Below are 20,255 nucleotides of genomic sequence, written 5' to 3'. Positions count from 1 at the left end.
GAACATGAGCGACACCGCCCCGGTGGATCCGCCCGCGACCGTGAAGTGCCTTGTCTGGGACCTCGACAACACGCTCTGGCGCGGCACGCTGCTGGAGGACGAGGACGTCGTCCTGCCCGACGCGGTCCGCGAGGTGATCGTCGGTCTGGACGCGCGGGGCATCCTCCAGTCGGTGTGCAGCCGCAACAGCCACGACCACGCCTGGGCCCGGCTCCGGGCCCTCGGTGTCGCCGACTACTTCGTCGTCCCGGAGATCGGCTGGGGGCGCAAGTCGGACGCCGTACGCCGGATCACCGAGCAACTGGACTTCGCTCCCGCCACCATCGCCTTCATCGACGACCAGCCGGCCGAGCGGGCCGAGGTCGCCCACCACCTCCCGGAGGTGCGCTGCTACCCGGCGGAGGACGCCGTGAAGCTGCTCGGACTGCCGGAGTTCAGCCCCCGGTCGGTGACCGTCGACTCACGACAGCGCCGGACGATGTACCAGGCCGGCTTCCGGCGCACGGACGAACAGGCGCGCCACACCGGCTCGCACGAGGACTTCCTGCGCTCGCTGGAGATGGTGATGTCCATCGGGCGGGCCACGGACGACGAGCTGACTCGGGTCGAGGAACTGACCCTGCGCACCAGCCAGATGAACGCGACCGGAGTGCACTACCCGGACGAGGCACTGCGCGCGCTCCTCGCCCACCCCGGCCACGAGGTGCTGGTCACCACGCTCGAGGACCGCTTCGGCCCGCACGGCGCCGTGGGCGTGGTGCTGCTGGAGAAGCACGCACGTGCATGGCACCTCAGACTCCTCGCCACCTCGTGCCGTGTGGTGGCGTTCGGCGTCGGCACCATCCTGCTGAACTGGCTGGCCGACCAGGCCGCCCGGGCCGGTGTCCACTTGCTGGCCGACTTCCGCGTCACGGGCCGCAACCGGATGATGGAGATCGCCTACCGGTTCGCCGGCCTCGACGACCGGCCCTGCGACTGCCGGGGCGGTGTCTCCGGCGGTTCGGGCGGTTCGGGCGGTTCCGGCGAGGACGTCCAGCTGCTGCACCTCGTCGCCGGACGGCGGGACGCCCCCACGACGGTACGGCTGATCGCGCCGGACCTCACCGACCCGGCGCCGGCCGGCGCGGGCCTTCCGGACCGTGCGCGGCGTCCGGGCCCAGTGGGGTGACGGTCACCTGCGGCGGACCAGCGTGATGCCGTCGGCCATCGGGAGCATGCAGACGTCGACCCGCCGGTCGTCCCGGATCCGGGCATTGACCTCGCGGACACCGGCGGTGTCCGCGTCGTCGGCGAGCGGATCGATGACCCGCCCGAAGAAGAGCGTGTTGTCCACCACCAGCAGGCCGCCCTGCCGCACGAGTCGCAGCGCCAGCTCGTAGTACTGCGGATAATTCGCTTTGTCGGCATCGATGAATACGAGACCGAATTGACCGGGACCGTCATCGGCGAGCATTTTCTCGAGCGTTTCCGTCGCCGCGCCGATGCGCACCTCGATGCGGTCGAGAACACCTGCCCGCCGCCAGTAATCGGCACCTATCTCAGGCCATCGCCCACTGATGTCACAGGTGACCAGGCGCCCGCCCGGCGGGAGGGCGCGAGCCATGCACAAGGTGCTGTAGCCGGTGAAGGTGCCGATCTCCAGGACGTCCACGACACCGGTCGCCGCGATCAGGAAGGCGAGTAACTGCCCCTCCTCCGCCATGACCTGCATCGCCTGCCCGCCGGGCAGCTCCGCGGTCGTCAGGCGCAGCTCGCGCAGAATCCCGTCCTCTCTCAGCGAGAATTCCCTGACATATTCCAGAAGCTCCGGCCCGGCCGCAATCTGATTCGCCATATACGGAACCCTAGATTGTCCGCGACCCGGATTCAACAGTGAGTCCGGGGCCGGCTGAGGGCCCCGCAGATGTCTCCGGCGGCCCCGAAAGCGGCGCCGACCGGCCGCCCACGACTCTCGGCTGACCGCTAGCGCAGTTCCTGTCCCGCTGCCCAGCCCGGAGCGTCGAGGTTGATGGGTGAGTCGCCGACGAATTGGGCGAGCTGCGTTTCCAGCTCGGCGAGTTCGGGGGCGCCCAGACGGACTTCCCAGCGGGCCCGCACCTCGTCGAAGATCGCCGTGCTCTCGGTGATCAGCCCGATCCCGTGATCGGTGATCCGGATGTTCTTGCGGCGGGTGTCGGCGGGGTCGGTCTCGGTGGTGATGTACCCGCGTTCGACGAGCGCGGCGATCGTCTTCGCCGCGGCCTGCTTGGTGATGGCGAGTCTGCGGGCCAGGTCCGAGGCGCTGTCGGCGCCGGCTCGGATGGCCCGGATCGCGTACTCGTGGGACGGCCGGGCGTCGGGGTATCCCCGGGTCGCCAGCTCCCGGACCACTTCGTCCACCAGATTGCGATAGCTGCCCAGGAGCAGCAGGGCGAGATCGGCGCCGGATCGTGAGGACATGACCACAGTCTAGATCTCCCTTGACTTGGACAACCGGGTTGACCAATACTGGAGTCAACCTGGTTGTCTATCTTGGGAGTCATCGCATGACCAGCTCTTTCGTGACCGCCTCGCCCGCCGTGGCGGGCGTCACGCACCACACAGCCGAGGTCAACGGCACCACGTTGCACTACGTCTCGGCGGGCGACACCGGCTCCCCGATCCTGCTGGTGCACGGGTGGCCGGAGTCCTGGTGGGCCTTCCGCGACGTCATCCCGCTGCTCGCCGCCACCCACCGGGTGTTCGCCGTCGACCTGCGCGGCTTCGGCGACTCCGGCATCGCCGACGGCGACCACGACTTGGCCACCATGGCGGAGGACCTGCACCGGCTGGTCGCGCACCTCGGCGTCGGGCCCGTGCACGTGACCTGCCAGGACATCAGCGGCGGGCCGGTCTTCGCGTTCGCGGCCACGCACCCCGGCGACGTCCTCAGCTTCACCGGCGTCGAGACCATCCTTCCGGGGTACGGCTGGGAGATGCTGGCCGACGTCAGGAACGGCGGCTCCTGGCACGTGGGATTCCTCGCCGCCCCGGGAATTCCGGAGCTGTTCCTGGCCGGCCGCGAGCGAGTGATACTCGACTGGGCCGTCTCCGCGATGACGATGGTGCCGGGCGGGGTCACCGAGGCCGACCTCGACGAGTTCGCCCGCACCTACGCGCGGCCGGGCGGCTGGCGCGGCACCGAAGGGCTCTACCGTTCCTCCCTGACCGGCGGCGACCGGATGCGGGCACTGGCCGAGTCGCGGCCGCTGACCGTTCCCGTGCTCGCCGTCGACGGCATCAACGCCCCCTTCACCGAGCGGACGATGCGCCAGGTCGCCGACGACGTCACCGCGGTCACGATCCCGGACGTCGGGCATTTCGTCGCGCAGGAGGCGCCCGCCGCCTTCGCCACTGCGGTCGGCGACTTCGCCGACCGCGTCGACGCGAGTATGCAAGGCCGTCCGGCACAAGCCAGCTCTGCAGGGAAGCGCAGGTAGGAGCCGTGAATCTGAGCCGACCAGTCTCCGCAGGCCGGGCAACGAGCGTCGCTTGCGGTGCATCGTGCCTCGATACGTATCGCCTCGCCGTCCGTCTCGGCGGACGTGATCACGACCTTCGTGTTCGACGGGAACAACGGCTCCTGTGCTGGAGACGGATCTTCGTTCGCGGCGACCGAATGTCGAGCACATCAGCCATACAAGGAGCGAACTCAAGGCGACTTGCGAACCTCCGCCACAAAAACCAAGAGCTACAACGAGTAGTCGGCTCCCACAACTTGGGCCAGACCCCGAGATCGGACAGCGGATGTCGACCACTTCGGGAGGCACGAGAGTCTGGCGCTGTTCGATTGTCAGACGCCTAGAAGAGGTCGGCCGAGGTGCTCTGCGTGAGGTTCTCGACGATCGTGCGCAGCCACGGGCTGCGCACGGCCGGCCACCGGCCCGGCGCCGGAGCGCCCGGCGACCGTGGCGCGCTCCGGGGTTAACCCCACCACGCTCCCTGGCCTCAACCGCACCACCTATAGACGTGCCAGCCGGATTCTGTGGGCAGGCAGGTTTTCGAATGATGGGACAGGTACCACAGCGCCCTCAAGCCGTCGAAGGATCAGCCGTGTCCCACACCCCCCGTATGAGCCGTTCCACGTACCGCGTTCTGTCATCCCTCGCCTTGCTGGCCTTGGCCGCCGGCGGCCTCACAGCCTGCAGCGACAACGCCCCGAGCCCCACGGCCTCGTCGTCCGCCACCTCGTCCGCCACCCCGGGCTCCGCCAAGGCGGCCGAAGCGAAGCTTCACATGGTCGACAACGGTGGTCACCGTTTGGCCTTTTACGTCACCCAGGGCAACGGCTCCACCATCGTCCTGGACTCGGGCGGCGGTGAGGACTCCTCGCAGTGGAAGGACATCGTCCCCAGGGTGCACGCGGCCACCGGGGCCACCGTCATCACGTACGACCGGGCCGGTCTCGGCGAGAGCGACGTGGTGCCCGGCGCGTGGAAGGTCGAGAGCGCCGTCAGCGACCTCAAGGCGGGACTCAAGAAACTGGGCGTCACCAAGGACGTGACCCTGGTCTCTCACTCCCAGGCCGGTGAGATCGCCAACTACCTCGCCCAGGACAACCCGGAGATGCTCTCCGGTGCAGTGCTGGTCGACGCCAACCTCCCGCAGTTCTTCACGGACGAGGAGATCCCCCGTCTCGTAGCCGGGACTCAGCCGGAGGTCGACGCGGCGAAGAAGGATCCCGAGAAGCCGGAGAACCGCCAGCTCATCTCCACCGCGGAGGGTTTCGCCGCAGCACACCAGGCATTCCACAAGGTGGTGTGGCCGGCTTCGGTGCCGGTTACGGTCATGGTTTCCGAGAGGACTCCGTTCGCCAGGTCTCCCGAGGACGCCCAGCGCTGGCGTGACGCCGCCGCCGCGTTCGCCCAGGAGGCGCCGAACCGGACGCTCGTTACCGCCAAGGGCACTTCCCATGAGGTGCCGACGGACCGTCCCGACCTCGTGATCAAGGAAATCGAAGCCGCGTTCGCCGCACAACAGTGACCGCCGGGATCCGGTCTTCCCGCAGGTCCGCAGTGGCCTCCTCCACGAACAGTACGCAGAGCGCCCCGTGAAGCTGCTGTTCACGGCCTGGTGGTTGCGGAATTCGAGATGCTCACACTGTGGTCGCGCCCGCAGAGCTTTGGCCAAGTCCGTCGGTCAGCGAACGACGGCCACCACCTGCCCGCCCCCGTCCTGACGGACCTCAAGCGAACGGCTGACAAATGATCTACACGATAGGCGGCCGCCCACGACCAGCTGAGACCCCGAAAGACTGTCACGCCAGCCCTTTGACCAGTGGCTTCACGTTGGCGGAGGCTCAGTGCATTGTCGCGCCACCGCGGCCGGATTCTCGGGGTTCTCCCGGCAGGAAGGTCACCTGCGGCGCCCCGGTCCGCGGATGGACGGCGACCTCGCTCGCCACGCCGTACACCTCGGCCAGCAGCCCGGGGGTGAGCACCGCCGCCGGCGGTCCCGAAGCGACGACCTCACCCTCGCGCAGGACGTAGAGGCGGTCGCAGTAGTAGGCCGCCAGGTTCAGGTCGTGCAGCGCGACCAGGACGGTGGCCGGCAGCCGCCTGAGCACACCCAGGACCTCCAACTGGTGCCTGATGTCCAGGTGGTTGGTCGGCTCGTCGAGCACCAGTAGGCCGGGCTGCTGCGCCAGGGCGCGGGCGATGAGCACGCGCTGGCGCTCACCTCCGGAGAGCCGGTCGAAGGAACGCGTCGTCAGCTGGGTGGCGTCCACCGACGCGAGAGCCGTGTCGATGATGCGCGCGTCCTCCGCGGTGTCGCCGTCGAACAGCCGCTTGTGGGGGGTACGCCCCATGGCGACGACCTCCCGCACGGTCAGGTCGAAGTCGGCGCCCGGCTCCTGCACCACGGAGGCCAGCGTGCGGGCCAGCCGGCGCACGGGCAGGGACCAGGCGTCGGCCCCGTCCACCCGTACCCGGCCGGAATCGGGACGCAGGACGCGGTAGACGGCGCGCAGGAGGCTGGACTTGCCGCTGCCGTTGGGGCCGACCAGGCCGACCACCTCACCGGGGCGCGCGGTCAGGGACACCCCGCGCACCAGCCGGTACGCGCCGGCGGTCAGCGTGACGTTCTCGACGGCGAGTTCGGCCGCGGTCATCCCACTCCTCGGTCGGTGTTCCGTCGGGCGTCCCGGCGCAGCAGCCACAGGAAGAAGGGCCCGCCGCACAGCGCGGTGAGGACGCCGACGGGGATCTCCATCGGGGCGGCGACCGTGCGCGCCGCGATGTCGGCCCAGACGAGGAACACCGCCCCGGCCAGTGCCGCCGTCGGCAGCACCCTGCGGTGGTCACCGCCCACGAAGAGCCGCACGATGTGCGGAAGCATGAGTCCGACGAAGCCGATGGGGCCGGCCGCCGCCACCAGGACGCCGGTGACGAGGGACAGCACGACGAACATCCGGACCCGGAAGCGGGCCACGTCCAGCCCCATCGTCGTGGCCGCCTCCTCGCCCGTCAGCAGCAGGTTCAGCGACCGGGCCCGCACCAGCAGGACGCCGATGCCCAGCAGCAGCGCCGTACCGGGCAGCCACAGCGTGGACCACTGCACGCCGCCCAGTCCGCCCAGGGTCCAGGCGAGCACCGTCCGTGCCTCGTTGCCCCGCCCGGCGGTCAGGAGCAGCAGGTCCGTCACGGCTGTGAGCACCGCCGCCACCGCCACTCCCGACAGCACCAGCCGGACCGAGGTGATACGCCCTCCGGCGCGGGCCGTCGAGTACACGAGCAGCAGGGTGAGCAGGGCGCCCACGAACGCCGCAGCCGACAGCGGCACCGGCCCGGCCAGGCTCACACCGAACACGATCACGGCGACGGCGCCCAGCGAGGCTCCGGAGGAGACGCCCAGCAGATACGGCTCGGCGAGCGGGTTGCGCACCAGTGCCTGCATGGCGGTGCCCACCACCGCGAGACCGGCGCCCGTCACCGCGCCGAGCAGCACCCGGGGCGCCCGCACGTCGAGGACGATCGTCTCGCGCGCCCGGGACCAGGTCGGTTCGGCCAGTTCACCGCCGAACGCGTGCGTCACGATGCCCCAGACCTCGCCCGGCGGCACGTGCACCGAACCGATGGCCAGGCCCGCGGTCAGGGAGACCACGAGCAGCAGGCCGAGGCAGATCAGCGTGGGCGCGAAGGCCCGTGAGCGCAGACGCTCCCGGCGGCCCGTACGAACGGCGGGCGCAGCCCCGGCCTCGGCCGGCACCGTCACCGGAAGGACTCGGGATGCAGCCCGCGGGCCAGGTCCTCGACCGCGTGCGGCGGGCGGATGCCGACCAGCGTCGCGGTCAGCGGAAGCACCACGAACCGCTTGTTCCGTACGGCGGGGACGTCGGCGAGGGCGGGCTGCGAGAGCAGGAACCTCTTCTTCTCCGCCACGCTGCCCGCACCCGCGTAGTCGTAGATCGCGATGACCTCGGGCTCGCGGGCGACCACCTGTTCCCAGGAGACGTCCCCGAAGACGTCGTCGAGGTCCGCGAAGACGTTCCGGCCTCCGGCCAGCGCGATGATCTCGGTGCCCAGGCCCTTGCCGCCCGCCGTGAACGCCGACTTGTCGCCGCTGTCGTACACGAAGACGGACACCGGGGAGACGCCCTCCACCGTCCGGCTGGTCCCGTCGACGCGTTCCCGCAGATCGGCCACGAGCTTCTCGGCCCGGTCCCGCACACCGAAGATGCTGCCGACGGTCAGGATCTCGTCGTAGGCGTCCTTCATCGACACCCTCTTCTTCCCGCAGTACTCGCGGTTGAGGTAGGTGTCGATGCCCGCATCGGCGAACGCCTTGCGGGACCGGCCCTCGTTCTCGGCGAACGCGCTGCCGTAGCCGCCGTAGACGAAGTCGGGCTCGGCGTTCAGGAGCGTCTCGAAGGACGGCTCCTTCTCCGCCAGTTCGGGAACCGCCTCGAAGTCCTTCCGGAGTTCGGGCAGGACCGCGGAGTCCGGGAAGGCGGTCCCCACCATCCGGTCACGGAGCCCGAGGGCCAGCATCAGCTCCGCCGGGTGCTGGTGAACGGTGACCACCCGGGACGGCGGCCCGTCGTACGTGGTGCGGGTACCGCAGTTGTCGACGGTGACCGGGAAGCCCTTCGCGGACGACGCCGAAGCCCTCCGGTCCCGGGCGCCGTCGTCGGCCGTGCCGCAGCCGGCCAGCAGGGTCGCCGACAGTGCCCCGGCCAGCGCCGCGGCGCGCAGCGCACGGCGTCGCGGGCGGGAGGAGGGGGAGAACAGGGGACGGGGCATGCCGTCGTACACGTAGAGCCTCCTGGGGAGTCCGCGCTCCTCGGAATGGGCCCGCGACAGGCCAGTGTGCTGACTCCCGGATCGACGTTCCCCCGGCCTGACCGCGGCGGTGCGCGGCAGCCGTTCGAGGGGAACTCCCCGGTTACAGTGGCGGGACCGTGCCGGAATCGCACCGGCTTCCTGTCTCCCGTCGCGGTGATGACCAGGTGATAGTACGTCTCCCCGGCGAGGCGGAAACATGGCAGGCCCGAGACGTTCGCCACGCCCCCCTCATGGTGCCCGCGGTGAACCGTGGGGACGTACGCGCGACCTCCGGGGCACCGGCAGGCGGGCCTGCCGGTGCCCCGGGGAGGTGGCGTTCAGGCCGCCGTGGCAGCCTCGGGCACCGGACGCGGAGCGCCGCCCGTCCCGCCGTGGCCCGTCCCGGAGGGGCGAGCCGCTGGGGCCTCGGCCTCCCTCAGCAGTTCGACCAGCGCGGACCGGGCGCGGGCGACACGTGAACGCACGGTTCCGACGGGAGTGCCCGTGACCGCGGCGGCCTCCGCGTAGCGAAGCCCCAGGAGCTGGGTGAGGACGAACGCTTCGCGTCGCTCGGCGGGGACCGCCGCCAGGAGATCGGCCAGAGCGATGCCGTCGTCGAAGCCGGGCAGACCGCGCGGCTGCGACCGTTCGGCCGCCGACTGCCAGTCGTGGCGGTCTGCCAGTCTGGGCCTGGCGGCGGCATGCCGAAGGCTGTCCACGACGGTGCGCCGGGCGATGGAGAGCAGCCAGGTGCGTGCCGAGGAGCGCCCCTCGAACCGGTGAAGGCTTCCCAGCGCGCGCAGGAAGGTGTCCTGGGTGAGGTCGTCCGCCGCCTGGGGGTCGGGGCTCAGGAAGGCGACGTAGCGCCGTACGTCGTGGTGCAGGGCGCGTATGAAGCGGTCCACGGCCTCCGCGTCCCCGGAACGTGCGGCCAGGGCCAGGCACGTGACCCGTTCGTCGGCGCCGTGCGGGTCCCGCGGCGTTCTCTTCCCGGTGGCCGGGGGTGGGGGCAGGGCAGGGGTCATCGCCTGATGTCCTTCCGGGATTCCGGTGGTCCGGGAATCCGGGATCGTCCCGCACGTGGGCGGGGCCGGTGCTGTGGACGACGCGGCCGGAGGCGGCCGCGCCGTGCCCGGGGCGCGCCGGGGTCGGTCCCGGGCGCCGGTCGGGGATCGGCTGTCAGATGACAGCGATCCGGGACGGCGGACCCCGGGTGCCGACGATGTGGACGAGCAGCAACTGGCGCAGCGGATGAGCCCGGTGGGAACGCCGGGCACGGACGCGCGGCCGGTCGGCTGGCACGGGCAGATGGAGAACGAGCCGGAACGGAGCGACCAGCCATCCCGCGCAGGCGCGCAGCAGACGGAAGACGGCCCGCTCCCCGCACGCCAGCCAGAGGCCGCACAACAGGGCGGCCAGCAGGTGGGCGGCGAGCATCCCGGTGGGGGACAGGCCGGCCATGTCGTGTCCGGCGGACATCACCGCGTGGTCCATCAGGCCGTCCGGGCCGGGGTGGTGCATCTCCCCGGCACCGGGTACGGCCATCCCCGCGGGGGCGGATCCGTGCGTCTCGCAGAGCAGGTACCGGGTCCACCGCCGAGCGAACGAGGCACCGTCCGGCAGCGAGGGACGGACCGCTGCCTGGGCCAGCGAGAAGGCACTGTGCAGGACCGCCTGGACCACGACCGCCGCGGAGGCGACGAAGAGCAGTCCGCGCTCCCGGCGGGTGAACACCCAGGCTGCCGCGGCCGTCGCGGCGACAGCGACGGCCAGGACCCACCAGGGGACGGCAGTCGCGGACATGACGATGTGGCCGAGGGCGGTGAGCAGCACGCAGGCGGCTGCGAACACCACAGCCCTCACCGCGCGACAGCACCGGCCGGGAGTCATGGCGCGCTCATCCTCGCATCCCGTCCCGGACACCAGGGGGAGTGTGCGGACTTTCCGGCCCGTCAGCCGGTTCTGCCCACCGGCCCGCTCCGGCCCGCGTGTTCGGACGTGACCCGCTCGGCGTGGGGCCGGCGCGTACCGCCGACGTGCGGCAGGGCCTCACCCTCGTCCCGGGGCACACCGTGCGCCGCGGCACCCGGCCCGCGACGTACGGCGACCGGACCAGGAGAGCCTGCCGGGTACCGGGTACCGGGTGCCGGGTGCCGGGTGCCGGGTGCCGGAGGGCGGGTGCCGGAGGGCGGGGGTCTCGGCGAACCGGAGGAGCCGGGGCCGGCGGGATGTGAGGCGTCCCGCCGGCCCCGGCTCCGGACCCGCGGCGTCAGCCCCCGGCCAACTCCTTCAGACCGATGTTGAGCCTGAGCACGTTGACGCGTGGCTCACCCATGAAGCCGAGCGTCCGGCCCTCGGTGCCGTCCCTCACGAGTTGCTCGACCTGGTGGACCTCGAGGTGGTTCCTCTCGGCCACCCGGTGCACCTGGAGCCGCGCGTACGCGGGGGAGATGTGCGGGTCGAGTCCGGAGCCGGAGGAGGTGACGGCGTCCGCCGGGACCTCCGAGGGCCGGGGCCGGTAGCCCTCCGCCGTGTTGTCCGCGACCACGGCCTCCTTGGCGTCCGTCACCCACCGGATGAGCTCCTCGTTGTCCCCGGACCGGTTGGTCGCGCCGGAGAGGATCAGCGTGTACTGCGGATTCACGCTGTTGGAGCCGAGGCCGTTGGAGGGCCTCGGCTGGAACCACCTGAGGTCGGGCCGGGGGGCTTCGTCCGCGTCGGCCGGATCCGTTTTCGGCAGGTCGTACCTCTGCCCGATCAGCTCCGAGCCCACGACCTCGCCCTCCGTCGTGATCTCGGATCCGTCGGCCCGGTCGTCGAACAGGGCCTGTGCGACGCCGGTGACGGCGAGCGGATAGACGACGCCGCAGAGCAGGGTCAGGACGAGCAGGGCCCGCAGGCCCGCCCCGAGGAGACGGGCCGTATTGCGTACAGAGGTGTTCATGTCGTCACCCGATGCCAGGAATGGTGGAGATGAGGAGGTCGATGAGCTTGATGCCGACGAACGGCGCCACGAGTCCCCCGAGGCCGTACAGGCCCAGGTTGCGGCGCAGCATCCGGTCCGCGCTCATCGGCCGGTAGCGCACGCCCCGCAGGGCGAGCGGCACCAGGGCGATGATGATCAGCGCGTTGAAGACGACGGCCGACAGGATCGCGGACTCGGGCGAGGTCAGGCCCATGATGTTGAGCTTGTCCAGGCCGGGGTACACCACCGCGAACATGGCCGGGATGATCGCGAAGTACTTCGCCACGTCGTTGGCGATCGAGAACGTCGTCAGCGCGCCGCGGGTGATGAGCAGTTGCTTGCCGATGCCGACGATCTCGATGAGCTTGGTCGGGTCGGAGTCGAGGTCGACCATGTTGCCGGCCTCCTTGGCGGCCGAGGTGCCGGTGTTCATGGCCACCCCCACGTCCGCCTGGGCCAGTGCGGGAGCGTCGTTGGTGCCGTCGCCGGTCATCGCGACGAGCCTGCCGCCGGCCTGCTCCCTCTTGATGAGGGCCATCTTGTCCTCGGGTGTCGCCTCGGCCAGGAAGTCGTCCACCCCCGCCTCGTCGGCGATGGCCTTCGCGGTCAGCGGGTTGTCACCGGTGATCATGACCGTCCTGATGCCCATGCGGCGCAGCTCCTCGAAGCGCTCGCGCATGCCGTCCTTCACGACGTCCTTGAGGTGGACCACCCCCAGGACCCGGGCGCCCTCCGCATCCTCCAGAGCCACCAGCAGCGGCGTGCCGCCCGCTTGAGCGATCCGGTCGGTGAGCACCTGGGCGTCCGGCGGGACGGTGCCGCCCCGCTCCCTGACCCAGGCGGTGACGGAGGCGCTCGCGCCCTTGCGTACGCTGCGCCCGCCCACGTCGACACCCGACATACGGGTCCGGGCCGTGAACACCACCCACTCGGCGTGCGCCAGATCCCCCTCGTGCTGCTCGCGCAGCCCGTACCTCTCCCGCGCCAGGGCGACGACGGAGCGGCCCTCGGGGGTCTCGTCGGCCAGTGAGGACAGCCGGGCGGCGTCGGCCAGTGCGGCCTCCGTGACCCCCGGAACCGGGGTGAACCCGGCCGCCTGCCGGTTGCCGAGGGTGATGGTGCCGGTCTTGTCGAGCAGCAGGGTCGAGACGTCGCCCGCGGCCTCGACGGCACGCCCCGACATGGCCAGGACGTTGCGCTGCACGAGCCGGTCCATGCCGGCGATGCCGATGGCGGAGAGCAGGGCCCCGATGGTCGTCGGGATCAGGCAGACCAGCAGCGCCGTCAGGACGATCACCGACTGTTCGGCGCCCGCGTGGACGGCGAACGGCTGCAGGGTCACGACGGCGAGCAGGAAGACGACGGTCAGCGACGCGAGCAGGATGTTCAGCGCGATCTCGTTGGGCGTGCGCTGCCGGGCCGCCCCCTCCACCAGGCCGATCATCCGGTCGATGAACGTCTCGCCGGGTTTCGTCGTGATCCTGATGACGATGCGGTCGGACAGCACCTTCGTACCTCCGGTGACCGCGGACCGGTCGCCGCCGGACTCGCGGATCACCGGGGCCGACTCACCGGTGATGGCGGACTCGTCGACGGACGCGACGCCTTCGACGACGTCTCCGTCGCCGGGCACGATGTCGCCGGCCTCGCAGACCACGAGGTCGCCGACGCGCAGATCGGTGCCCGGAACCCGCTCCTCGTCCGTGCCGGTGAGCCGGCGGGCCACGGTGCCGGTCCTGGCCTTGCGCAGGCTGTCCGCCTGCGCCTTGCCGCGGCCCTCGGCCACCGCTTCCGCGAGGTTCGCGAAGAGCGTGGTCAGCCAGAGCCACGCCGCTATGGCCCAGCCGAACCAGTTGCCCGGGTCCATGACCGCGAAGACCGTCGTCAGCACGGAGCCGACCAGGACCACGAACATGACCGGGGACCTGGCCATGAGGCGGGGGTCGAGCTTTCGGACGGCGTCCGGGAAGGAGGCGAGCAGCTGCCCGGGGTCGAAGAGCCCGCCGCCCGCCCGCCCCGCCGCCGGACAGGCACCGGCGGACGCGTGCTGACCGGACGCGTGCCGACCGGGCGCGTGGGGCGGAACGTCGGTGGACAGGGACGCGGGGTCGTCGTACCGCGCGAGGTCGTTGCTCATGACGCCAGCCCTTCAGCGAGCGGACCCAGCGCCAGCGCCGGGAAGTAGGTCAGGCCGGCGACGATCATGATCGTGCCGACCAGCAGCCCGGTGAACAGGGGCTTCTCGGTGCGCAGCGTGCCTGCCGTCTCGGGGACCGGACTCTGCCGGGCGAGCGATCCGGCCAGTGCCAGGACGAACACCATCGGCAGGAAACGGCTGAGCAGCATGGCGATGCCGAGGGTGCTGTTGAACCACTGCGTGTCGGCGTTGAGCCCGGCGAAGGCGGAACCGTTGTTGTTGGAGGCGGACGTGTAGGCGTACAGGATCTCGGAGAAACCGTGCGCACCGGAGTTGGTCATCGAGTCGGCCGGGGTGGGCAGCGCCAGGGCCGCAGCGGTGAAGGAGAGCACCAGCGCGGGGGTGATCAGGATGTAGCAGGCGGCGAACTTGATCTCGCGCGTGCCGATCTTCCTGCCCAGGTACTCGGGTGTGCGGCCCACCATCAGCCCGGCGAGGAACACCGCGATGACCGCCATGACCAGCATCCCGTAGAGGCCGGAGCCGACACCGCCCGGCGCGATCTCGCCCAACTGCATGCCGAGCATGGTGATGCCGCCGCCGAGACCGGTGTACGAGGAGTGGAAGGAGTTGACGGCACCCGTGGAGGTGAGCGTGGTGGCCACGGCGAAGATCGACGAGCCGGCGATCCCGAAGCGTGTCTCCTTGCCCTCCATCGCACCGCCGGCGATGTCGAAGGCCGGACCGCCGTGGTGGAACTCGGTCCACATCATCAGCCCGGTGAACCCGATCCACAGGGTCACCATCGCGCCGAGGATCGCGTAACCCTGCCTGACCGATCCGACCATCTTCCCGAACGTGCGGGTCATCGCGAACGGGATGAGGAGAATCAGGAAGATCTCGAAGAGATTCGAGAACGGATTCGGGTTCTCGAAGGGGTGGGCGGAGTTCGCGTTGAAATAGCCGCCACCGTTGGTCCCCAGTTCCTTGATGGCCTCCTGGGAGGCCACGGCCCCACCGTTCCATTCCTGGGTGCCGCCCATGAACTGGCCGACCTCGTGAATGCCGGAGAAATTCTGGATGGCGCCGCAGGCGACCAGTACAAGGGCCCCGGCCACCGAGACCGGCAGCAGGATCCGTACGGTTCCGCGGACCAGGTCGGCCCAGAAGTTCCCCAGTTCACCGGTCCGGGAACGGGCGAAGCCCCGTACGAGCGCCACCGCTACGGCCATGCCGACGGCGGCGGAGACGAAGTTCTGCACGGCCAGGCCGCCGGTCTGCACGACGTGGCCCATGGCCTGCTCGCCGTAGTACGACTGCCAGTTCGTGTTCGAGACGAACGAGGCGGCGGTGTTGAAGGCCTGGTCGGGGTCGATCGACCGGAAGCCGAGCGACCCGGGGAGAACGCCCTGCAGCCGCTGCAGGGCGTAGAGGAAGAGGACGCCGACGGCGGAGAAGGCGAGGACGCCGCGCAGGTAGGCGGGCCAGCGCATCTCCGCCTCCGGGTGGGCGCCGATGACCTTGTAGATCCACTTCTCCGGACGCCAGTGCGTGTCGGAGGAGTAGACGCGGGCCATCCAGTCACCCAGCGGGCGGTAGGCCAGCGCGAGCGACCCCGCCAGGGCGAGGAACTGGAGCGCACCAGATATCTCGGGGCTCATATCGGTGCTCAGAACCTCTCCGGGAACACAAGCGCGACAATGAGATAACCGAGCAGGGAGAGGGCGACGACGAGGCCGACCACATGGTCCGCAGTCACAGCTTGGCCACCCCCTTGGCGATGAGAGCCACCAGTGCGAATACCGCGACGGTGACGACGACGAAGGCCGGATCGGCCATCGTGAGCTCCTGGATGTATTGAGTGACGAGGTGGAATCGGCCGCATGGCCTGGAGAGAGCAAATCCCGTCCCGGGCCGGGGGCCGAGCCGCTTTGACGGACTCCATACGGATTCGCCCGAAGCCTTGATACGGCCATGACGCGAAGGGGCCGGGGCGGGGCGTGGGATGCCGCCGGAGGCGGGCGGCCCACGCCGCCCACGGCCGCTTAAGGGCCGGAGGACGCCGATGTCCGGCGCCCGGCGGCCCCGCCGCCGCGTGGGTGTCAGGCGGAGCCGTGGGTCACGGAACGGAGGACCGGCCCCGCGCCGGGGCGGTCCCGCCGCGGATCCCGTGCCCCGGCAGGGCCCGCGCGGCCTGGAACCCCGCCCGTGGAGGTACGTGCGGGTGCACTGCGGTCGCGTCCTGGGGAACGCCCGAGCGGGTGGGGCCCCCGGGGGCCCCACCCGCTGCCGACGGCGCCGAACCAGGGGCACCGAACCAGTGGCGCCACGACCGCGGCTGCCGCGGAGAAACAGGGCCGTGCCCGTCGGGCCGGCAACGGGCCGAGCCCGCCGCGGTGCGTCCGGAGCCGGACGTGCGTCGTCGTCCCGGCCGTATTCGTCGTCCGGGCCCGGCCCGTGCGACGCGCTCACGCGTGGAGCGGAAGGCCCGGGTGACGCCCCGGCACGGAGAGGGGCGGGGTGCCCGCCCGGCACCCCGCCCCCTGCCCGCCCTGTCGGGCGTGTACCCCGTCGGCGCTAGTTGATCGCCTTGATCAGCTCGCCGTCGGTCGTGTCACCGCTGAGCTCCCAGAAGAAGGTGCCTCCCAGGCCCTGCTGGTTCTTGTAGTCCATCTTCGTGGCAATGGTGGACGGGGTGTCGTAGCTCCACCAGTTGGTGCCGCAGTGGGCGTACGCCGTGCCGGCCACCGTGCCCGTCACCGGGCAGCTGTCCTTCAGGATCTTGTAGTCCTCGATGCCCGCCTCGTACGCGCCCGGAGCCGCCCCGGTCGCCGTGCCGCCCGGCTCCGACTGCGTGACGCCGGTCCAGCCGCGGCCGTAGAAGCCGATGCCGAGCAGCAGCTTCTCCGGGGGGATGCCGAGCCCCTTGAGCTTGGAGATCGCCGCGTCGCTGTTGAACCCCTCCGTGGGGATGCCCGGGTAGGAGGTCAGCGGGGAGTGCGGGGCCGTCGGGCCCTGGGCGGCGAACGCGCCGAAGAAGTCGTATGTCATCGGGTTGTACCAGTCGAGGTACTGCGCCGCTCCGGCGTAGTCCACGGCGTCGATCTTGCCGCCTTCCGACCCGTCGGCGGTGATCGCCGAGGTGATCAGACTGTCGGTGCCGAACTTCGAGCGCAGTGCCGACAGGAGGTCGCCGTAGGCGTCGCGGCCGCTGGTGTCGCAGGTCAGACCGCAGGCGTTCGGGTACTCCCAGTCGATGTCGATGCCGTCGAAGACATCGGCCCAACGCGGGTCCTCCACCAGGTCGTGGCAGGACTCGGCGAAGGCGGCCGGGTTCTGAGCGGCCTCGCCGAAGCCGCCGGACCAGCTCCAGCCGCCGAAGGACCAGACGATCTTCAGATCCGGGTGCAGCTTCTTCAGCTTGCGCAGCTGGTTGAAGTTGCCGCGCAGTTCCTGGTCCCAGGTGTCCGCGACGCCGTCCACCGACTGGTCGGCCGTGTAGGCCTTCTCGTAGTCGGCGTAGCTGTCGCCGATGGTGCACTTGCCGCCCTGGACGTTGCCGAAGGCGTAGTTGATGTGCGTGAGCTTGTCGGCCGAGCCCGACGTCTCGATGTTCTTGACGTGGTAATCGCGCTGGTAGACACCCCAGTTGGTGAAGTATCCGACCACCTTGTCACCGGCCGCGGTGGGGGCGGCCTCCGCGGCGGACGCCGGCTCGGCGGCCGGGGCCGCTCCGGCGGAGGACGTACCCGCGACGCCGAGGAGAGCGGCGCCGAGCGCGACGGTGCACGCGGTTGCGGCGAGCGCCCTGAGGCGGGCGCGGGGACGGTGAAGTCCGGTCATTGTGGCTCCTCGTGGGGGAGGGCTTGGGCGTGGGGGTGCCCCTCGCTCCATCGATTGGCATGGACGCGATGAGGCATTGGGGGAGACCGTAGAAGGACTAGACCAGTTGGGTCAATGGTGCGGACCAATTTCCGGGACCGCCCGGCCCCCGCACCCGGTGACGCACGCGCTCCGATCGGGCATACTCAACCCGCCACAGCCGCTGGCCAGCGCCTCTCGTGATCCGAGAAGGCAGGATCGGCTGGGGAGTCATAGATTTCCGGGCATCGCCCGGGACCACCCGGCGGCGCCGCTCACACCCCGCGCGCGCGACCGTCGCAACCCCCGACAGGGAGGAGAGCGCCGTCATGCCCGACCGTGCCCCGCAGCCGGTGGAACGCCGCCTGCCCACCGAGGAGTCCCGGCAGCTCATCGAGCTCGTCCGAGACATGGTGTCGAAGGAGATCGCTCCCCGGGCGGCCGAGGAGGAGGAATCCGGCCACTTCCCGCGCGAGGTCTTCACCCTGCTCTCCGAATCCGGACTGCTCGGACTGCCGTACGACTCCGCGTACGGCGGAGGGGGCCAGCCCTACGAGGTCTACCTCCAGGTCCTGGAGGAACTGGCCGCGGCCCGGCTCACCGTCGGGCTCGGCGTCAGCGTCCACTCGCTGGCCTGCCACGCGCTCGCCGGATACGGCACCGAGGAGCAACGGGCCGCCCACCTCCCCGCGATGCTCGGCGGCGGCCTGCTGGGCGCCTACTGCCTCTCCGAGCCGTCCTCGGGCTCCGACGCCGCCTCGCTGCGCACGAAGGCCGTACGGGACGGAGGCGGCGCCTCCCGCACGAGCGGGGGGGACTGGGTCCTCACCGGCACCAAGGCCTGGATCACGCACGGCGGAATCGCCGACTTCTACACCGTCCTGGCCCGCACCGGGGTGGAGGGCCCCCGCGGCATCACGGCGTTCCTGGTCCCCGGCGACGTCGGGGGACTCAACGCGGCCGTGCCCGAGAAGAAGATGGGCATGAAGGGCTCACCCACGGCCCAGCTGCACTTCGACGGCGTACGGATCCCGGACGCCCGTCGCATCGGTGACGAGGGACAGGGCTTCGCCATCGCACTGTCGGCGCTCGATTCGGGGCGGCTGGGCATCGCCGCCTGTGCCATCGGTGTGGCCCAGGCGGCCCTGGACGAGGCCGTCGGATACGCCACGGGACGCCAGCAGTTCGGCCGGCCCATCGCGGACTTCCAGGGACTGCGCTTCATGCTCGCCGACATGGCCACCCGGATCGAGGCGGGGCGGGCCCTCTACCTGGAGGCGGCACGGCTCCGCGACGCGGGTCTGCCGTTCTCGCGGCAGGCGGCGATGGCGAAGCTGTTCTGCACCGACACGGCCATGCAGGTCACCACCGACGCGGTCCAGGTGCTCGGGGGCTACGGCTACACCCTCGACTTCCCGGTCGAGCGGCTGATGCGCGAGGCCAAGGTGCTGCAGATCGTCGAAGGCACCAATCAGATCCAGCGCATGGTCATCGCCCGGCACCTCGCGGGCCCCGAAACGCGCTGAACCGGGCCGGCGGGTGCGGCCGCACGTGTGTCGTCATGATCCGGTACCACTCCTGGTCATGGCGGCCCGGCGGTGTCCGTCCCGCAGCCTCCCGCCGGCGCGGCGGCGCACGTGGGCGGGCGGGTCAGTGCGGCACGGCCTCCCGCGGAGCCCCACCGGGCGGCTGGGCCCCGGGTCCGGGTCACTGCCCGGCCGATTCGCGCGCCCGTTCCTCGGGTGCCGCGTCCACCGGCCGACCGGTGATCCGCCGGCACCACAGCGGGGAGCCGTTGTGGTGCGGCAGGAACGTGCGTCCGTACGTCAGGCCGCGTGGCGCCGCAACTGCGGTGCCTGCAGCGGCCGCGAGCCCGGACCCCCGGCGTGCGAGAACGGCTGCATCCGCCAGTCGAGCCCCTGAGGCAGCGTCAGCAGCAGTGCCGTCTCCTGCTCCTGGACCTCGAGCGTCTCGTCGGCCGGGCGCGCCCGGGAGGCGTCGCGGTTGGTGCCGGCGCACACGGTCAGGACGAACGGATTCCACGGAGTGGGGCACAGTGCGTGCTCCGGCAGGACGTCCTCGTCCGCCAGCAGGGCGATCGGCTGCGCGCAGTCCGGGCAGATCACCCGGTACATCTCGAATGTGTCGTACGCGTCGGGAGCGAGGTCCTCGTCGAGATCGACGGGCTCCGGTTCGGTACGTCCGGTGAGCTTCAGGCTCTGCATGGGATATTCCCCCCTCGGGTGGGCCGGCCAGGCGCCACGGCCTCGGCCACAGCAAGCACTTCCCGTGGGAAGTCGGCCCTAACCGCGGGGCCGTTGGCTACTGACGCGTAAACATGTGGCATTCGTCACATGCCCCCCGAACGTGCCGTTCCGCAGCCCTCACGACTGTGCCTGGAGGCACCCGGGGCCATAGGTTGATCCGCATGGAGGAGCTGGACCGTCAGATCGTGGAATTGCTCGTCAAGGACGGGCGGATGAGCTACACCGACCTGGGCAAGGCCACGGGCCTGTCCACCTCGGCCGTTCATCAGCGTGTCCGCCGACTGGAGCAGCGCGGGGTGATCCGCGGCTACGCCGCGGTCGTCGACCCCGAGGCCGTCGGCCTGCCCCTCACCGCGTTCATCTCGGTGAAACCGTTCGACCCGAGCGCACCCGACGACATCGCCGAACGCCTCGCGGACGTGCCCGAGCTGGAGGCGTGCCACAGCGTCGCCGGCGACGAGAACTACATCCTCAAGGTGCGGGTCTCCAGCCCGCTCGAGCTGGAGCACCTGCTCACCCGGATCCGGTCGCTGGCCGGTGTCTCCACCCGCACGACGGTCGTCCTCTCCACACCGTACGAGGCGCGCCCCCCGCGCATCTGAGACGCCCCACGCGCCCTCGGCGTGCGCGCCCCGCCTCCGAGCGCGCCCGCGGCGAACCCGCGGCGGGTGCGCACCCGTATCCGACGTGTTCCCGCCGCCTGTCGGCGGGGGCGCGGGTGGAGTCGGTCCGGGCAGGCGCGA

General features: G+C 71.0%; 18 protein-coding genes and 1 riboswitch. Of the genes, 5 read left to right on the top strand and 13 right to left on the bottom strand.

Annotated elements, in window-relative coordinates; genetic code table 11:
- Nucleotides 1–4: 4 nt before the first annotated feature.
- Nucleotides 5–1,168 (top strand): HAD-IIIC family phosphatase, encoded by a 1,164-nt coding sequence (locus OG927_RS04740; RefSeq protein ID WP_330319760.1) that lies wholly within the window; start codon nt 5–7, stop codon nt 1,166–1,168.
- A gap of 3 nt (nt 1,169–1,171) precedes the next feature.
- Here the strand turns inward: OG927_RS04740 and OG927_RS04735 are convergent, their stop codons facing one another.
- The gene (locus tag OG927_RS04735) at nt 1,172–1,834 is read right to left on the bottom strand and encodes an O-methyltransferase (RefSeq protein WP_056787239.1); all 663 of its coding nucleotides are present in this window, start codon (nt 1,832–1,834) and stop codon (nt 1,172–1,174) included.
- 128 nt (nt 1,835–1,962) lie between these two features.
- Nucleotides 1,963–2,439 (bottom strand): MarR family winged helix-turn-helix transcriptional regulator, encoded by a 477-nt coding sequence (locus tag OG927_RS04730; RefSeq protein ID WP_124282957.1) that lies wholly within the window; start codon nt 2,437–2,439, stop codon nt 1,963–1,965.
- A gap of 86 nt (nt 2,440–2,525) precedes the next feature.
- Here OG927_RS04730 and OG927_RS04725 point away from each other — a divergent pair, with 86 nt between their 5' ends.
- Entirely contained in the window at nt 2,526–3,458 is a 933-nt protein-coding gene (locus OG927_RS04725; RefSeq protein ID WP_056787243.1) for an alpha/beta fold hydrolase, read from the top strand.
- Nucleotides 3,459–4,089: 631 nt separating this feature from the next.
- On the top strand, nt 4,090–5,001 hold the full coding sequence (locus tag OG927_RS04720; protein ID WP_330319759.1) for an alpha/beta fold hydrolase: 912 nt from the start codon (nt 4,090–4,092) through the stop codon (nt 4,999–5,001).
- Between the two features lie 316 nt (nt 5,002–5,317).
- Here the strand turns inward: OG927_RS04720 and OG927_RS04715 are convergent, their stop codons facing one another.
- The 10 genes from OG927_RS04715 to OG927_RS04670 all read right to left on the bottom strand — a co-directional run bounded on the left by OG927_RS04715 (nt 5,318) and on the right by OG927_RS04670 (nt 17,227).
- Nucleotides 5,318–6,130, bottom strand: a complete 813-nt coding sequence (locus OG927_RS04715) for an ABC transporter ATP-binding protein (RefSeq protein WP_330319758.1) — start codon at nt 6,128–6,130, stop codon at nt 5,318–5,320.
- Nucleotides 6,127–7,227 carry an iron chelate uptake ABC transporter family permease subunit gene (locus OG927_RS04710; protein WP_435878009.1) on the bottom strand — a complete coding sequence of 367 codons (1,101 nt, stop codon included), beginning with the start codon at nt 7,225–7,227 and terminating at the stop codon, nt 6,127–6,129. The genes OG927_RS04715 and OG927_RS04710 overlap by 4 nt, the downstream gene beginning before the upstream one ends.
- A gap of 2 nt (nt 7,228–7,229) precedes the next feature.
- Complete coding sequence (locus tag OG927_RS04705) at nt 7,230–8,273, bottom strand: ABC transporter substrate-binding protein (RefSeq protein WP_056787255.1); 1,044 nt, start codon at nt 8,271–8,273, stop codon at nt 7,230–7,232.
- Between the two features lie 30 nt (nt 8,274–8,303).
- Nucleotides 8,304–8,483: riboswitch (cobalamin riboswitch) on the bottom strand.
- A gap of 137 nt (nt 8,484–8,620) precedes the next feature.
- Complete coding sequence (locus OG927_RS04700; RefSeq protein ID WP_124282962.1) at nt 8,621–9,307, bottom strand: sigma-70 family RNA polymerase sigma factor; 687 nt, start codon at nt 9,305–9,307, stop codon at nt 8,621–8,623.
- A 154-nt stretch (nt 9,308–9,461) separates the two neighbouring features.
- The gene (locus OG927_RS04695) at nt 9,462–10,136 is read right to left on the bottom strand and encodes a hypothetical protein (protein ID WP_330319757.1); all 675 of its coding nucleotides are present in this window, start codon (nt 10,134–10,136) and stop codon (nt 9,462–9,464) included.
- Between the two features lie 415 nt (nt 10,137–10,551).
- Nucleotides 10,552–11,226 carry a potassium-transporting ATPase subunit C gene (locus OG927_RS04690; RefSeq protein ID WP_056787266.1) on the bottom strand — a complete coding sequence of 225 codons (675 nt, stop codon included), beginning with the start codon at nt 11,224–11,226 and terminating at the stop codon, nt 10,552–10,554.
- A gap of 4 nt (nt 11,227–11,230) precedes the next feature.
- Nucleotides 11,231–13,384, bottom strand: coding sequence for a potassium-transporting ATPase subunit KdpB (gene kdpB / locus OG927_RS04685; protein WP_056787271.1), 2,154 nt, complete (start codon nt 13,382–13,384; stop codon nt 11,231–11,233).
- A complete protein-coding gene (kdpA, locus tag OG927_RS04680; protein WP_330319756.1) occupies nt 13,381–15,045 on the bottom strand; it encodes a potassium-transporting ATPase subunit KdpA in 1,665 nt (554 codons plus the stop codon). The genes kdpB and kdpA overlap by 4 nt, the downstream gene beginning before the upstream one ends.
- A gap of 8 nt (nt 15,046–15,053) precedes the next feature.
- Complete coding sequence (gene kdpF / locus OG927_RS04675; protein WP_056787281.1) at nt 15,054–15,143, bottom strand: K(+)-transporting ATPase subunit F; 90 nt, start codon at nt 15,141–15,143, stop codon at nt 15,054–15,056.
- 818 nt (nt 15,144–15,961) lie between these two features.
- The gene (locus OG927_RS04670) at nt 15,962–17,227 is read right to left on the bottom strand and encodes a glycoside hydrolase family 18 protein (RefSeq protein WP_330319755.1); all 1,266 of its coding nucleotides are present in this window, start codon (nt 17,225–17,227) and stop codon (nt 15,962–15,964) included.
- Nucleotides 17,228–17,574: 347 nt separating this feature from the next.
- Between OG927_RS04670 and OG927_RS04665 the strand changes: the two genes are divergently transcribed.
- A complete protein-coding gene (locus OG927_RS04665) occupies nt 17,575–18,771 on the top strand; it encodes an acyl-CoA dehydrogenase family protein (protein ID WP_057573593.1) in 1,197 nt (398 codons plus the stop codon).
- Nucleotides 18,772–19,071: 300 nt separating this feature from the next.
- On the opposite strand, the gene OG927_RS04660 is transcribed toward OG927_RS04665, so the two are convergent.
- Nucleotides 19,072–19,470 carry a hypothetical protein gene (locus OG927_RS04660; RefSeq protein ID WP_056787287.1) on the bottom strand — a complete coding sequence of 133 codons (399 nt, stop codon included), beginning with the start codon at nt 19,468–19,470 and terminating at the stop codon, nt 19,072–19,074.
- A gap of 203 nt (nt 19,471–19,673) precedes the next feature.
- Here OG927_RS04660 and OG927_RS04655 point away from each other — a divergent pair, with 203 nt between their 5' ends.
- Nucleotides 19,674–20,114, top strand: coding sequence for an Lrp/AsnC family transcriptional regulator (locus tag OG927_RS04655; RefSeq protein ID WP_056787292.1), 441 nt, complete (start codon nt 19,674–19,676; stop codon nt 20,112–20,114).
- Nucleotides 20,115–20,255: the final 141 nt, after the last annotated feature.

This window comes from Streptomyces clavifer (assembly GCF_036345975.1).
In the GTDB taxonomy this organism is placed as follows: Bacteria; Actinomycetota; Actinomycetes; order Streptomycetales; family Streptomycetaceae; genus Streptomyces; species Streptomyces clavifer.
This window is presented reverse-complemented; position numbering and strand designations above follow the sequence as displayed.